This is a genomic window from Arthrobacter sp. cf158 (genome assembly GCF_900106835.1).
Taxonomy (GTDB): Bacteria; Actinomycetota; Actinomycetes; order Actinomycetales; family Micrococcaceae; genus Arthrobacter.
On sequence record NZ_FNNR01000003.1, the window covers coordinates 418,527 to 431,979 of the forward strand.

At 64.0% G+C, this 13,453-nt stretch carries 10 protein-coding genes; 5 read left to right on the forward strand and 5 right to left on the reverse strand.

The window, feature by feature from the left end:
• The first annotated feature begins 29 nt into the window (after positions 1-29).
• Together BLW08_RS07935 and BLW08_RS07940 are read left to right on the forward strand one after the other, a co-directional pair.
• Positions 30-1,487, forward strand: a complete 1,458-nt coding sequence (locus tag BLW08_RS07935) for an APC family permease (protein ID WP_091324257.1) — start codon at positions 30-32, stop codon at positions 1,485-1,487.
• Positions 1,477-3,108 carry an amidohydrolase gene (locus BLW08_RS07940; RefSeq protein WP_091324259.1) on the forward strand — a complete coding sequence of 544 codons (1,632 nt, stop codon included), beginning with the start codon at positions 1,477-1,479 and terminating at the stop codon, positions 3,106-3,108. Before BLW08_RS07935 ends, BLW08_RS07940 begins: the two co-directional genes overlap by 11 nt.
• 10 nt (positions 3,109-3,118) lie before the next feature.
• Here BLW08_RS07940 and hrpB read toward each other — a convergent pair whose 3' ends face one another.
• Complete coding sequence (gene hrpB, locus BLW08_RS07945) at positions 3,119-5,743, reverse strand: ATP-dependent helicase HrpB (RefSeq protein ID WP_091324261.1); 2,625 nt, start codon at positions 5,741-5,743, stop codon at positions 3,119-3,121.
• A gap of 83 nt (positions 5,744-5,826) precedes the next feature.
• The gene (locus BLW08_RS07950; protein WP_091324263.1) at positions 5,827-6,870 is read right to left on the reverse strand and encodes an NAD(P)-dependent alcohol dehydrogenase; all 1,044 of its coding nucleotides are present in this window, start codon (positions 6,868-6,870) and stop codon (positions 5,827-5,829) included.
• Positions 6,871-7,001: 131 nt separating this feature from the next.
• On the opposite strand from BLW08_RS07950, the gene BLW08_RS07955 reads away from it, so the two are divergent.
• Together BLW08_RS07955 and BLW08_RS07960 are read left to right on the forward strand one after the other, a co-directional pair.
• A complete protein-coding gene (locus BLW08_RS07955; protein ID WP_091324265.1) occupies positions 7,002-7,925 on the forward strand; it encodes a helix-turn-helix transcriptional regulator in 924 nt (307 codons plus the stop codon).
• Positions 7,926-8,037: 112 nt separating this feature from the next.
• A complete protein-coding gene (locus BLW08_RS07960; RefSeq protein WP_091324267.1) occupies positions 8,038-9,717 on the forward strand; it encodes an acyltransferase in 1,680 nt (559 codons plus the stop codon).
• A 45-nt stretch (positions 9,718-9,762) separates the two neighbouring features.
• Here the strand turns inward: BLW08_RS07960 and BLW08_RS07965 are convergent, their stop codons facing one another.
• Both BLW08_RS07965 and BLW08_RS07970 read right to left on the reverse strand, forming a co-directional pair.
• Entirely contained in the window at positions 9,763-11,016 is a 1,254-nt protein-coding gene (locus BLW08_RS07965) for an RNA polymerase sigma factor (protein ID WP_091324269.1), read from the reverse strand.
• Between the two features lie 33 nt (positions 11,017-11,049).
• Positions 11,050-11,469, reverse strand: coding sequence for a YciI family protein (locus BLW08_RS07970; RefSeq protein ID WP_090821217.1), 420 nt, complete (start codon positions 11,467-11,469; stop codon positions 11,050-11,052).
• Between the two features lie 188 nt (positions 11,470-11,657).
• Here BLW08_RS07970 and BLW08_RS07975 point away from each other — a divergent pair, with 188 nt between their 5' ends.
• The gene (locus BLW08_RS07975) at positions 11,658-12,746 is read left to right on the forward strand and encodes a fatty acid desaturase family protein (protein WP_091324271.1); all 1,089 of its coding nucleotides are present in this window, start codon (positions 11,658-11,660) and stop codon (positions 12,744-12,746) included.
• Between the two features lie 102 nt (positions 12,747-12,848).
• On the opposite strand, the gene BLW08_RS07980 is transcribed toward BLW08_RS07975, so the two are convergent.
• Positions 12,849-13,409: a Clp protease N-terminal domain-containing protein gene (locus tag BLW08_RS07980; protein WP_090821214.1), complete on the reverse strand. Its 561-nt coding sequence runs from the start codon at positions 13,407-13,409 to the stop codon at positions 12,849-12,851.
• Between the last annotated feature and the right edge of the window lie 44 nt (positions 13,410-13,453).

Sequence of the window (13,453 nt, forward strand, 5' to 3'; positions counted from 1 at the left end):
TCCCTCCCCCATCACCACAGAGGACCCCCATGTCTGACCTCGAAACCCGACCTCCAGCAGCGGATGCTGGAAATGGGCTCAAACGGAATGCCATTGGCACCGGCGGCATAGCCTTCCTGGTAATTTCCGCCGCAGCCCCTTTGACCGTCATGGCCGGCGTGGCTCCTGTAGCCATAGGCATCGGGGGCATCGGCGCCCCCGTGGGCTACGTCATTGCCGGTGCCGTCCTGCTGGTCTTCGCAATCTCCTTCATGGCCATGACCAAACACGTCAAGGCGGCAGGCGGTTTCTACACCTACATCACCCTGGCCATGGGCAAAACGGCGGGACTGGCCTCAGCCATCCTGGCGATCGTGTCCTACAACTGCCTCCAAATCGGTGTCTATGGACTCTTTGCTGTCCAGACCCAGGCGATGCTCCGCACCCTGTTCGGCCTGGACGTTCCATGGCCTGCTGTCGCCCTGGCGGCCATTGCCGCTGTGTGGTTCCTCGGTTACCGCGGGATCGACGTGGGCGCGAAGGTCCTTGGGGTCCTGCTGATCGCAGAGACAGCGATCCTGGCCATCATGGGCGCCGGAATTCTGGTGCACGGCGGAGCCGAAGGCATCAGTTTGGCGTCCTTCTCCCCCGAGCATGCCTTCACGCCGGGCGTCCTGGCGATCCTGGCCATCTGCTTTGCGGCGTTCATGGGTTTTGAATCAACCGTGCTGTACCGGCGCGAAGCCCGCAATCCGGACAAGTCAGTCCCCCGCGCCACCTACATCGCCGTAGGTTTCATGTCCGTGTTCTACGCCTTCATCGTCTGGACGGTCATCCAGGCCTATGGCGACGGGAACGTGATGGCTGCTGCCGGCGAACTCGCCGACGGGATGTTCTTCGCCACCATCAACCAGTACGTGGGGCCCTGGGCCGAGGTTGTCATGTACGTCCTCATCGTCACCAGTGTCTACGCATCCCAGTTGGCGTTCCACAACGCCATCAACCGCTACGTCTACATGCTCGCCAAGGACGGCGTCCTCCCCGCGTTCCTCGGCAAAACCCACCCCAAATACAAGTCGCCGCATCGTGCGGGGCAGATTCAAACCGTCTTGGCCGCCGTAGCCATCATCATCTGCGCCATCGCCGGTGCCGATCCGTACAAGCAGCTGCTGATCTGGGTCAACACGCCAGGAATCTTTGGAATTGTTGCCCTGCAGGGATTGGTCTCCGTGGCAGCGTTCCTTTATCTGCGCCGCAACCCGGCCGCGGTCACCAACCGCTGGCTCATCCCCCTCAGCGTGGCCTCGGCCATCCTGCTGTTCGGGGTGGTGGCGTTGATCGCGATCAACATCGAACTGCTCACTTTCGCCGATGCCCTCACCAACACCATCCTGCTCCTGGTGGCGCCCATCGTTTTCCTGGCAGGCCTGCTGATTGCCCGCAGCCTGCGTACCACCCGCCCTGACGTCTTCGCCCGGATTGGAAGCTTCGAAACCCATGACTCCTGACCTCATCATTCTGTCCGACACCATTCACACCATGGACCCCCGCACTCCCGGTCCTGTTCAAGCCGTAGCCGTCAGCGGCGGGGTGATTGCCGCCGTCGGGAGCCGCGAGGACGCCCAAACGTGGCGCCAGCCCGGCACGCGCGTGGTGGACCTCGGCAGCGCCACCCTGACACCGGGGCTGGTGGACTGCCATATTCATCCCGTGTTCGGCCTGGACCTCACCATCGGCGTCGATCTGTCCGGCGCCACCTCGCTGGAGGACGTCCGCTCTCTGCTGCGGGCTGAAGCCACGCACGACGACGGCTGGTTGCGTGGCTGGGGGCTGAATCCCAACGCCTTCGGTACAGTGCCGTTGCACCGCAGCGTGCTGGACGACGTCAGCAACGGCAAGCCGGCCCTGATCCGATTGTTCGACGGGCATTCAGCGTTGGCCAACAGCCGGGCCCTGGAAGTGGCCGGTATCCATGGCCGGCACGAATTCGAGCAAACCGCTGAGGTGGTGTGTGATGCCAGCGGCGTTCCCACCGGCTTCCTGGTGGAAGCTGCGGCCATGGAATTGGTGCAGCGCCACGTCCCGCAGGAGTCTTTTGCAGAACGCAAAACGCGGCTAGCAGAACTCCTCCGGGACTTCGCCCGCTCGGGGCTGACCGGCGGCCACGTGATGGACCACAGCGACGAATCCACGGCGCTGCTTCAGGCATTGGAGGCCGACGGCGACCTCCCGCTGAGGCTACGGACAGCCCCATGGTGCATGCCCGGCAGCGGCGAAGCAGAGTGGAAGGAACTGGCCCGCAGCATTGGCAAAGGTGGCCGCCGATGGTCCATTGAAGCCATCAAGCTCTTCGTTGACGGGACCGTTGACAACGGTACCGCGTGGCTGTTCGAACCTGACGTTCACGGCCAATCAACGGCTCCGTTCTGGCCACGACCCGAAGAGTATTCCGCCGCCGTCCGTTACTTCGCTTCCCGTGGAATCCCGACCGCGACGCACGCCATTGGCGATGCAGGAGTGGAACACGTGTTGGACGCTGTCGAGTCATTCCGCGATGCTGTGCCTGCGGACATCCTGCGGCGGACCGTCCACAGGATAGAGCACATTGAAACTGTTCCGGACCAACTCGTCGCCCGGTTGAAGGCGGCTGACGTGGTGGCCAGCATGCAGCCAACCCACTGCACCCACTACTCCCTCGCAGACCACAGCGACAACTGGTCCACGCGTCTTGGGGACGAGCGTGCAGACCGCGCCTGGCGGTGCCGGGACCTGCGGGAGGCCGGGGTGACTCTTGGCATCGGATCCGACTGGCCCATTGCCCCCTACGAACCCCTGCCGATTATGGCCGATGCCCGGTTGCGCCGGCGCTCCGGCCACCCGGACCAGGAACCCATCGCCCCAGCCCAGGCACTCACCGCACTCCAGGCGCTGGAAGGGTATACCTCGCACGCAGCGAAAGCTGCCGGGCTGTGGGAAGTTTCGGGCTCCATCACCGTTGGTAAGCGGGCAGACTTCACGGTATTCGAACTGGATCCCTTGACCACCACCCCGGACGAGTTCGCCGCCAGCGAGGTGCTGGGGACCTTCGTGGACGGCGAGGTCCAGTTCATGCTGGAGCGGCTGGCGTAGCTGGGCTGGCCTACATCCGGTTCTTGGTCTTGGCAGTGGCGGGCGCAGTCCATGGGTCCTCGGGCCAGGGATGCCTGGGGTAGCGCCCACGCATCTCTGCCCGGACCTGCGCGTAAGGGCCGGACCAGAACGAGGTGAGATCGTCCGTGACAGCCAGCGGCCTTCCGGCAGGAGAGAGCAGGTGGAACAACACTGGCACCCTGCCGTCCACCAGGCGCGGTGTACGGTCCCAGCCAAAGCATTCCTGGAGCTTGACCGCCACCACCGGCCTGCCGCCGTCGTTATCCTTGCTCCCTTCGGAAACCTCCGGATAGTCAATCCGTACCCGCGAACCGCTGGGTACCTCCAAGCGCTCAGGAACCAGACTCTCCATACGCGAAGCTTCCGGCCAGGGAAACAGTCGCCGCAGAGGCTCTGTGAGGTTGATCGAACTTACTGGAGTTCCGCTGGCGATGGCTTCGAGTTCAGGGGCAAGCCACTCATCCAGCCGGGCCAGCAGGCTTGAGTCGCGGACATCGGGCCACGGCCCGCCAAGCTCGCGATGCAGCAGGGCCAGACGTCTGCGGAGAGTATCCGCGGAGGTCGACCAGCCAATCAGGGAGAAGCCGGCCTTGTGCAGCGCTTCTGCCACAGCTACCCGTCCTGACTCGGCCGAAGGCCGGACAGGTGTGGAGGACAAGACGATGGCGCCGAGTCGTCGCTCCAGCCTGCCTGTCACCCGCCCTTGGCCAAACTTTGCCTTCGTCTCTTCGATGAGGAGCCCGGGTGCGGCTGCTTCTGCCAGCTCCGCGGACAACGGTGCAGCCGCGCGGATGACGGCACCTGTTCCGGCGGCGTCGCGACCCTGGGCACGGGACACTTCGGACACTGCAAGCCAGTCGTGCCCGGACAGTGGACTTCCGGCGGGGAGTCCGGCGCGTGTTCCTGAGGACAGCAGATAGGTGGTTGACCCTTCGCCCGGAACGCGTTTGGCTATCCGGTCCGGGAAGGCCAACGCCACCACAAACCCCGGCGCTTCCCTCGCCGTTACCTCCGTGGCGGAGGCCCTACGCACGACGACGGCCGCCTCCTGCCGCGCGATGGACTCCATCCTTTTGACGTCCTCTGCGAAGCGCCTGCTGTTCGGATCTGATCCTGAGCGGAGCGCGACGAGCAGCCTGGTGATGTCAGCCCCGGGTGCGCGCTGGTCGCCGGCCACCAAGGCAACCGTTTCGGCAGCTGCGCGCGCGCCCACCACCGCTGAACCATCGAGCAAAGCGCGGGCCAGACGGGGATCGGCCGGGACCCGGGCCAGTGTCTTCCCCAAAGCGGTGACACCTCCGGCCCCGGTGACCGCACCCAACTCCCGGAGCACCTCCATCGCATCCGCCATGGCGCCTGGCGGCGGCGCGTCCGGCAGCAACAGGCCTTGGCCGCCGGGCGCACCCCAGCAGGCAAGAATCAGTGCCGGTCCCGTCAGGTCTGCAACGGCAATTTCGGGGGTTTGGTGTGCCGGAGCTGCGGCGAAAGCCTGTTGGTCATAGCAGCGAATCACCGTACCGGGCCCTTGCCGTGCAGCGCGGCCGGCCCGCTGGTCCGCCGATGCCCTGGAGCAGGACACCGTGACCAGGCCGGACATAGCCCGGCCGGCGTCCCGGCGCGGCTCCCGGGACAGACCGGAGTCGATGACCAACCGAACGCCCGGAACCGTAAGGGACGATTCCGCCAATGATGTGGAGACGATGATCCGGGGAGGGCCGCCGGGCTCACGCCCTGAGACCGCCCGATCCTGTGCATCCGGTCCTGTCTGGCCGTGCAATTCCAGCACCTCAATCCCTGGGGACAGCTGTACGCGAAGACGGGTGGCGACGTCGGACACTTCCCTCGCTCCCGGAAGGAACACCAAGGCGTCCACCTCCGGGTTGGTTGCCAGGCCAGCCAGATACGAGGCCGCGGCGATGCCGGCCACGTGATCCAGGAAGCTGCGGGCCACACCCCGCTGGTCCAGGCGGTGCTCCTTGGCCGGCGTCCATTCGACCTTCAAAGCGTGCAGTGCGGACGGGCAATCAACCACGGGTGCCGGCGCGGCGCCGTCGGGCCCTGCCTGCCCAAGCAGCCCGGCGAAACGGGCAGCGTCGAGGGTTGCCGACATCGCGACCAACGTCAGGTCGCCGCGGAGCTCCCTCACTTCCGCGAGCATGCCGAGCAAGAGGTCCGTTTCCAGGCCACGCTCGTGGACTTCGTCAAGGACTACCGCGTGTACGTTCTCAAGGCCGGGGTCCGAGAGTAGCCGTCGGAGCAGAATTCCGGGGGTGACGAACTCTACGACGGTGTCCCGGCTGACCTTGCTTTCCCCGCGGACCGTGTAGCCAACCTTGCCTCCCAGGCGCGTGCCGTCCAACGACGCCAGGCGGCGGGCGGCGGACCTGGCGGCGACGCGCCGGGGTTGGGTGACCACCACGCGGGGTTGGTCCGGGTACCGTTCAGACACAAGATTGGCCAGCAGTGGCGGTACCAGAGTGGTCTTGCCCGTACCGGGCGGGGCCTGCACCACCGCCGTACCGCCGTCGCCTTGGTTTTTCAGGACGGCGGCCAGGTTCTCGAGGGAACCAGCAAAGACCAGCCCGTTGCCAATGGTTTCCAGTCTGAAAGTCACCAGTCCATTGTCCCTGCCGGGGGGACAAGACAAAGGCCACGCCCCCTTGGACGGGAGCGTGGCCGTATCGGTGGTGCCCTGGCCTAGCTGATGGTGGACGCGTCGATGACGAAGCGGTACCGGACGTCAGAGGCGAGAACGCGCTCATAAGCGTCGTTGATCTTGCTGGCCGGAATAACTTCGATTTCGGCGCCCAGGCCGTGCTCGGCGCAGAAATTCAGCATTTCCTGGGTTTCGCGGATCCCACCAATCGCCGAGCCCGCAAAACGGCGGCGGCCCGTGATGAGCGAGAACACATTGACGGGCAGGGGCTCAGCCGGCGCTCCAACGTTGACCAGCGTGCCGTCGAGTGTCAGCAACTGCAGGTAGGCGCTGATGTCGATGGAGGCACTGACGGTGTTGACGATGAGGTCAAAGGTGCCCGCGAGTTGTTCGAAGGTGGACGGATCGCTGGTGGCGAAGTAGTGGTCGGCCCCGAGCTTGAGGCCGTCTTCCATCTTCTTCAGCGACTGCGAAAGGACGGTCACCTCGGCACCCATGGCGTGGGCTATCTTCACGGCCATGTGGCCCAGTCCGCCGAGACCGACGACAGCAACCTTCTTGCCCGGACCGGCACCCCAGTGGTGCAGCGGAGAGTAGGTGGTGATGCCGGCGCACAGGAGCGGGGCAGCGACGTCGAGGTCCAAACCCTCCGGAATGGTGACCACGAAGTCTTCGTTCACCACAACGTTGCTGGAGTAACCGCCCTGGGTGATGGTCCCATCGCGGTCAACTGAACCGTAGGTACCAACGTTGCCCTTAAGGCAGTACTGTTCTTCTCCCGCCAGGCAGTTCCTGCACTCTTTACAGGAGTTGACCATGCAGCCCACTCCGACGCGGTCGCCCACCTTGTGCTTGGTGACATCAGCGCCAATGGCGGTGACAATGCCGGCGATCTCGTGTCCCGGGGCCAGGGGGTACTGCTGCGGGCCCCAGTCGCCGCGAACCGTGTGGATGTCCGAGTGGCAGATGCCCGCAAACTTGATGTCGATCTGGACATCGTTGGGGCCAACTTCGCGGCGTTCGATGGTGGTCAGGGTCAGCTCGCCCGTGGCCGAGGGGGCAGCGTAAGCGTTAGCGGTAGGCATGTTTCTCCTGCGTTCATAACCGGTTGGGATGTTTCCATCTAACCCTGTTTCACACCGTGGGAGGGAGTCACTGCTGTGAGGGGTACTGGCAGGGACTCCCTTGGCAACCGAAAAGCCCTACGGTTGGAACCATGGACAACCGGACCGAGACGCGCGATTTCCTCTCCACGCGAAGGGCGAAAATCACGCCTGAGCAAGCGGGGTTGGCGGCGTACGGCGGCAACCGCCGTGTGCCGGGCCTCCGACGCGGCGAAGTAGCCATGCTTGCGGGAATGAGTGTGGAGTATTACACCCGCCTTGAGCGGGGAAACCTCTCCGGCGCCTCCGAAAGCGTGTTGGAGTCCCTGGCCAACGCCCTGCAACTCGACGACGCCGAACGGGCCCACTTGTATGACCTTGCCCGCGCTGCAAGCGAAGGTGGCAGGCCTCGGCGGCGCCCGGCACGGAAGCAAACCATCCGCCCTGGCGTACAACTCACCCTGGACGCCATCACCAATTCACCAGCGATCGTGCGCAATGGTCGTTTGGACATCCTTGCGAGCAATGCCTTGGGCCGGGCACTCTACTCCGACATTTACTCAACCCGCGGGACTAATTCTTCGGAGCCTCCCAACCTTGCCCGCTACCTCTTCTTCGACGAACGCAGCCATGCCTTCTACCCGGACTGGGAACGCGCTGCGAATGACACCGTGGCCATTATGCGCACCGAAGCCGGCAAGGATCCGTACGACCGTGGTTTGACCGATCTGGTAGGCGAACTGTCCACTCGGAGCGAGGAATTCCGGGTGAGGTGGGCGGCCCACAACGTCCGCCAGCATTACACGGGGCAGAAGTACTTCAGACACCCAATTGTTGGTGATCTGCACATGCTCTATGAGGCAATGGAGTTCTCGGCCGATTCCGGCCTCACGTTGACTGTCTACAACGGGGAACCCAACACCCCAACAGCGGATGCTTTCCGCTTGCTGGCCAGTTGGGCGGCGACGATGCCGGATCCGGATCACGTGGCCGGTGAAGCACAGCCCATCATTCACAAGCATGAGTCCAGCACGTAGTCTCGCCTGAACGAACCTGATCGTTTCGCGCTGCTCCATTGACGGGGTGTTAGCTGCGCAGGAATACTGGGGGAAGCGCTTTCCAGCCTCTTATCGACGCGGAGACAACGACGTGAATTCCCAGCACGACCTCAGCTATGACTTCTCACCGTGGACATTTTGGGGCGCCGCGCCCGAATCCGACCGTGAAGCCCAGCACGAGTACCAAAAACGTTTGGCTGAGCGGGATGGGGTCAGCGTGGGCGAACGGGCTTTCCTCTCCCCTTTGGCCTGTATCTCACCAGACACGCTCTCGATAGGCGCGGATTCCTTCATTGCCGCGCATGCCTACGTCACGGGCACCATCGACATCGGGGACGACTGCACTGTCAATGCCTTCAGCGTGGTCCGTGGCACCGTCACCATGGGCGACGGGGTACGGATTGGAGCCCACACCTCCATCCTGGGCTTCAACCACTCGATGGACCCGGCGGAACCCGTGTTCAAGCAGCCACTCACCAGCAAAGGCATCACAGTTGGCGACGACGTCTGGATAGGTTCCAACGTAGTTGTCCTTGATGGCGTCACTGTAGGCTCGCACGCCGTCCTGGCGGCCGGCGCTGTGGTCACCAAGGATGTTCCGGACTGGTCCGTTGTTGGCGGCAATCCTGCGCGCCGGATCCGGGACAGGCGGGATGGGTCCGCCGCAGCGGCGGCGGGCCACAAAACCGGGCCCGACGGCGGGTTGCGGGCTGCGCTGGCGACCTTCGCCGATGCAGCCCGCGCCGACGCTCCGGGGATCCTCGCACGGAGTTGGATGCCCGGCGACGGTGGCCGCTACGTAGATCGGCCCGGCGTAAAACCGACAGTCAGGGCGCACTGCGATGCGATTGAAGTGTCAGACCTCCTCCTGGGCTCTGTTCCTCCCCAGCTGTCCTCCGACCAGCACAGGCTGCGGCTGGAAGCCCTTCAAGATCCAGCAACGGGATTGGTGCCGGAGTTGGACGGTCCCGGCGCACTGGCCGGGCTCAGGTTCGGGGTTGGCGCGGCCACCTATCACGTACTCTCTGTTGGCTATGCCCTCGATCTCCTGGGCAGCCGATTCCAGCATCCGATCCACGCCGTGGCCACGATGGGCCCGGCAGGGGTGGTGGACTCGCTAAAGTCCCTCCCTTGGCGAAAGGAACCGTGGGAATCCGGCGCCTGGGTTGACGCCTGGGGTACGGCTGCGTACTGGAACCTTGCACGGGAGCACACCGGCTCCCCCGGTTCCCTGGAGGCGTTGTTCGGATGGCTGCTGACACAGGTGAATCCCGCAGCGGGTACCTGGGGAGCGCCGAACGATGACACCCGCCTCAAGGTAGTCAACGGGTACTACCGGCTCACTCGCGGCACGTTTGCGCAGTTCGGTTTGCCGCTGCCACACGTTGAACGGTTGGTAGACACGGTGTTGGAGCACTCTGCCGATGCGCGCTACTTCGGTCCGGACAGGCAGAACGCTTGCAACGTATTGGACGTAGTGCACCCCCTGTGGCTTGCGTCCAAGCAAACCGTCCACCGCAGGCACGATATGAACGCGTGGGCCTTGACGCAGCTCACGCAGGCACTTGGCCGATGGCGCGCCGGCGAAGGCATGGGCTTCAGCGCAGCACCGGAGAGTGGGTCGCAGCACGTCCCCTCGCTGCAGGGTACGGAGATGTGGTTGGCCATCATCTGGTACCTCGCGGACCTCCTTGGCTGCGCTGAGGCCTTGGGTTACCGCCCGCGCGGCGTGCATCGGCCCGAACCCGCGTTCCAGCTGCCGACGCTATAGCTCGCGGCCCGGGGAGCGCCGCGAAAGACTGCCCCGGCCTGGCGACTACTGGCCCGGCAACTCAGAGATCTTCCGCTCCAGCGCAGTGCGTTCGGCGGCATTGGAGCACAGGCGGAGTGCCTCAAGGAGCGCGCCCTTCGCCTCCCTGACCCGGCCAAGCCTGGTGAGCAACTCGCCGCGCACAGTGGGAAGCAGGTGCGAGCCGTTGAGCACTCCGCTGTCCGCCAAGGAATCCACCATGGCCAGCCCGGCGGAGGGTCCCGAAGCCATGGCCACCGCAACTGCACGGTTGAGTTCAACAACCGGCGAAGGTGTCAATTGGCCGAGCGCTTCGTAGAGGATGACTATTCGCTGCCAATCCGTCTCCGCTGCGGAGCGTGCCATGGCATGGCATTCAGCAATGGATGCCTGCAGTCCATAGGCGCCGAGGCCACGGCCCGCACCAACCGCCGTCTTCAGCGCCGCCCTGCCCCGCCGAACGGCGGACTGGTCCCACCGGCGTCGATCCTGGTCTTCAAGGAGGACAGGGTTACCTGCAGGGTCGAGTCTTGCGGGGAAGCGGGCTGCCGTTAGTTCCATCAGGGCGAGCAGTCCAAAGACTTCGGGTTCCGGTGCCAACCGGGCCAGAACCCTTGCAAGCCGGCGCGCTTCGCTGGCCAACTCCGTCCGCATCCACGAGTCGCCTCCGGACGCAAAGGCGCCTTCCGAGAAGATGAGGTAGACCACCTGAAGTACGGACCCCAATCGCTCCGGGATGTCAGGCAATTCAGGTGCGACAAAAGGAATGTGGGCCGCAGCGAGCGTCTTTTTGGCACGTGTGATGCGGGCTTGAATGGTGGGGACAGGCACCAGGAACGCCCTGGCGATCTCTTCAGTGCCCATGCCGCCCACCACCCGCAGCGTCAGGGCCACCCGCGCCTCCCGGGATAGCACCGGATGGCAGGCTATGAACATCAACGTGAGGACGTCGTCGTCGATCGCTTCCGGGTTGAACAGTGCATCCACGCCTGGTTCCTCCCCGGAGAGCCCGCTGGCCAGCAGCGCGTATTTCTCCTCTTGGGCAGCACGGCGCCGGAACATGTCGATCGCCCGTCGCTGGCCCGCAGTCAGGAGCCATCCCACCGGCTCGGCCGGCAACCCGTTGACAGACCACGCCACCAGAGCCTCAGCGACGGCTTCCTGCGCCAGGTCCTCGGCCAAGGTGAAATCCCCTGTATAGCGGGCCAGGGCGCCGACGATCCGGGCAGACTCACTGCGCCACACGGCGTCGACGGCGGCCCTGGCCGCACTGCTGCTCATGTCAGTTGCAACTCACGTGGTAGCCCGGTCCTCCTACAGTTGGCCTGTCTGCTCCCGCCAAGCGCGTTCCTTCTGGATCCATTCGTTGTCCTGCGGGAACTCGTCGATGCTGGTAACGCGGCGGATTTCGGTCTTGGTCCCGGCAGTCATAGGCGCCCGACGCGCCCACTCCACAGCTTCCTGTTTGGAAGCAACGTCCAGGATGTAAAAGCCTCCGAAAAGCTCCTTCGTTTCCCCGTAGGGGCCGTCGGTGACGACGGGTGTTTCGCCGGTGAAGTCAACCACCACGGTTTCCTTGGGATCCTCCAGGCCTTCGGCGGCCAGCAACACCCCCGCACGAATCAGTTCATCGTTGAATTTCCCCATGGCTTCGAGGATGTCGTTGAAGTCGATGTTTTGGAACTTCGCATAGGAATCATCATCTGCCCGCATGATCAACATGTACTTGGCCATTTCACTCAATCTCCTGTGTCGTGGAAAGCCCCTTTCGACTTTCTCATCCATAGGTCGAACGGGTCGAGGAAAAATCGACAGCCTGCCCGGATCAATTTCCGGTGGGGCTTTGTGCGCGGCGGGGGCGTAGTCTGAAGAGACGGTGGAAAACGATGTGTTAAGTCCGCCGGTCAGTGGCTCGAGGCATCATGGCACCAGAACGTTCGTCCCAGAAATTTGGTCCGGAGCGAGATGCCACCGCCCGGGCGGTCAACTCTTACTCCACGCTCCTGAAGTCCGTGCGCGACGCCGGCCTGCTCAAGCGTCGCCGTGGATTCTATATCTCCATCTTCGTCATCCTGATGATCGCCTGGGCCGGAACGTGGAGCGGGTTCCTCCTGCTCCGCGACACCTGGTTCCAGCTCCTGATCGCGGCCGTCATGGGCGTGGTTCTGACACAGTTCGCTTTCCTTGCCCACGAGGCCGCGCACCGGCAGGTCTTCAAATCCAAGGGAATGAATGAGTGGTCCGCGCGGCTCATCGGCACAGGCTTGGTGGGGATCAGTTACTCCATGTGGGCACAGAAGCACACTCGGCATCACAATTTCCCCAACGTCATTGACAAGGACCCGGACATTCACACCGGCGCCATCGCGTTCCACCCCGAAGCCGCCAGTGGTAGACGGGGTGTCATGGTGCATGTGACGCACAAGCAAGGCTGGTTGTTGTTCCCCCTGCTGTTTTTCCTCGGGGTGAGCCTTCACCTTGATTCCTTGAAGTACCTGCTGCACCAACGGAAAGTGGAACACCGGTGGGTGGAGATCCCCGTCATCATGCTGCGCTTGCTGATTGTGCCGGTCCTGGTGTTCTCGCTGCTGCCGCTGGGGATGGCTTTCGCATTCCTGGGGGTACAGCTGGGTGTCTTCGGCTTCTACATGGGCGCGTCCTTTGCGCCGAACCATAAAGGCATGCCCATCCTGCCGACATCCACCAGAACCGATTTTCTGAACCGCCAGGTCCTCACTGCCAGGAACATCACCGGCGGCCGTTTCATGGACGCCCTGATGGGAGGACTGAACCGCCAGATAGAACACCACCTCTTCCCGGACATGCCGCGGCCCTATCTCCACCGCGCTTCCGGAATCGTCAAGGCCTGCTGCGACGAGCTGGGAATTCCGTATACCCAAACCAGCTTGATGTCCTCCTACGCAATCGTGGTCAAGTACTTGGACGACGTGGGCCTGTTCGCCGGCGAGCCTTTTGAATGCCCCGTCGTGGACCAGTTCAGGCCTCACTGACGCCTGGAAGACGCCCGCAAACCCACGGCACCAAGAGAAATCCCCCGGGACTGATGCCCGGGGGATTTTCTGTCAGACGGCTCTCGGCCTCAACGGATCAGCTCAGCGACCGCCTCCTCCGATGACCCCTGCTTCAACAGCCTTGGTGACAGCGTCAGCCTCGGCCTGGGTGAGCTTGCCGTCGGTGACCGCCTTATCCAGCCTGGTCTTCAACGCAGCCGCACGTTCCGCTTGGCCCGCGGCGCGGATCTCCTCCAGGGCGGTGGTGACCTTGGCTTCATCAACGCCCAACGCGGCAGCCAGGGACTTCGCCAGGGCGGCGTCCTGTGCCGTACGGTCGGGCTTGGTTCCTTCCGTACCCTCGGCCGGTGGCGTGGTGGGCTTGTTGGCGTCACGGAAGGCCTTGAGTGCTTCGGTTACCTTGGCCTCGTCAACGCCAAGTTTGGTGGCCAGCTCAGCGGCAATCTGGCCGCCATCGCGACCATGTCCATGGCCGCCGGGCTTACCCCCGCGGTCGGTCGGTGCGGTGGACGCGTCTGCGGATGACGTGGCACTCGGCGTCGGGGTTGTGGCTGCTGTCGCGATGCTCGTCACGCCCATCCCTGCGCCCAATGCCAGCGCCCCGGCAGTGACGCCCAGCGTAATTCTTTTGGTTTTCGACATGTACCTCTCCTCAATGAGCCGTAGGTAGTACGGCTGGTGTCTGA

Bases quoted from the DNA above. Each gene is read 5' to 3' on its own strand.
- BLW08_RS07980 (WP_090821214.1), bottom strand. From the start codon at position 13,409: ATGTCGAAAACCAAAAGAATTACGCTGGGCGTCACTGCCGGGGCGCTG.
- BLW08_RS07950 (WP_091324263.1), bottom strand. From the start codon at position 6,870: ATGCCTACCGCTAACGCTTACGCTGCCCCCTCGGCCACGGGCGAGCTG.
- BLW08_RS07975 (WP_091324271.1), top strand. From the start codon at position 11,658: ATGGCACCAGAACGTTCGTCCCAGAAATTTGGTCCGGAGCGAGATGCC.
- BLW08_RS07935 (WP_091324257.1), top strand. From the start codon at position 30: ATGTCTGACCTCGAAACCCGACCTCCAGCAGCGGATGCTGGAAATGGG.
- BLW08_RS07955 (WP_091324265.1), top strand. From the start codon at position 7,002: ATGGACAACCGGACCGAGACGCGCGATTTCCTCTCCACGCGAAGGGCG.
- BLW08_RS07970 (WP_090821217.1), bottom strand. From the start codon at position 11,469: ATGGCCAAGTACATGTTGATCATGCGGGCAGATGATGATTCCTATGCG.
- BLW08_RS07940 (WP_091324259.1), top strand. From the start codon at position 1,477: ATGACTCCTGACCTCATCATTCTGTCCGACACCATTCACACCATGGAC.
- BLW08_RS07965 (WP_091324269.1), bottom strand. From the start codon at position 11,016: ATGAGCAGCAGTGCGGCCAGGGCCGCCGTCGACGCCGTGTGGCGCAGT.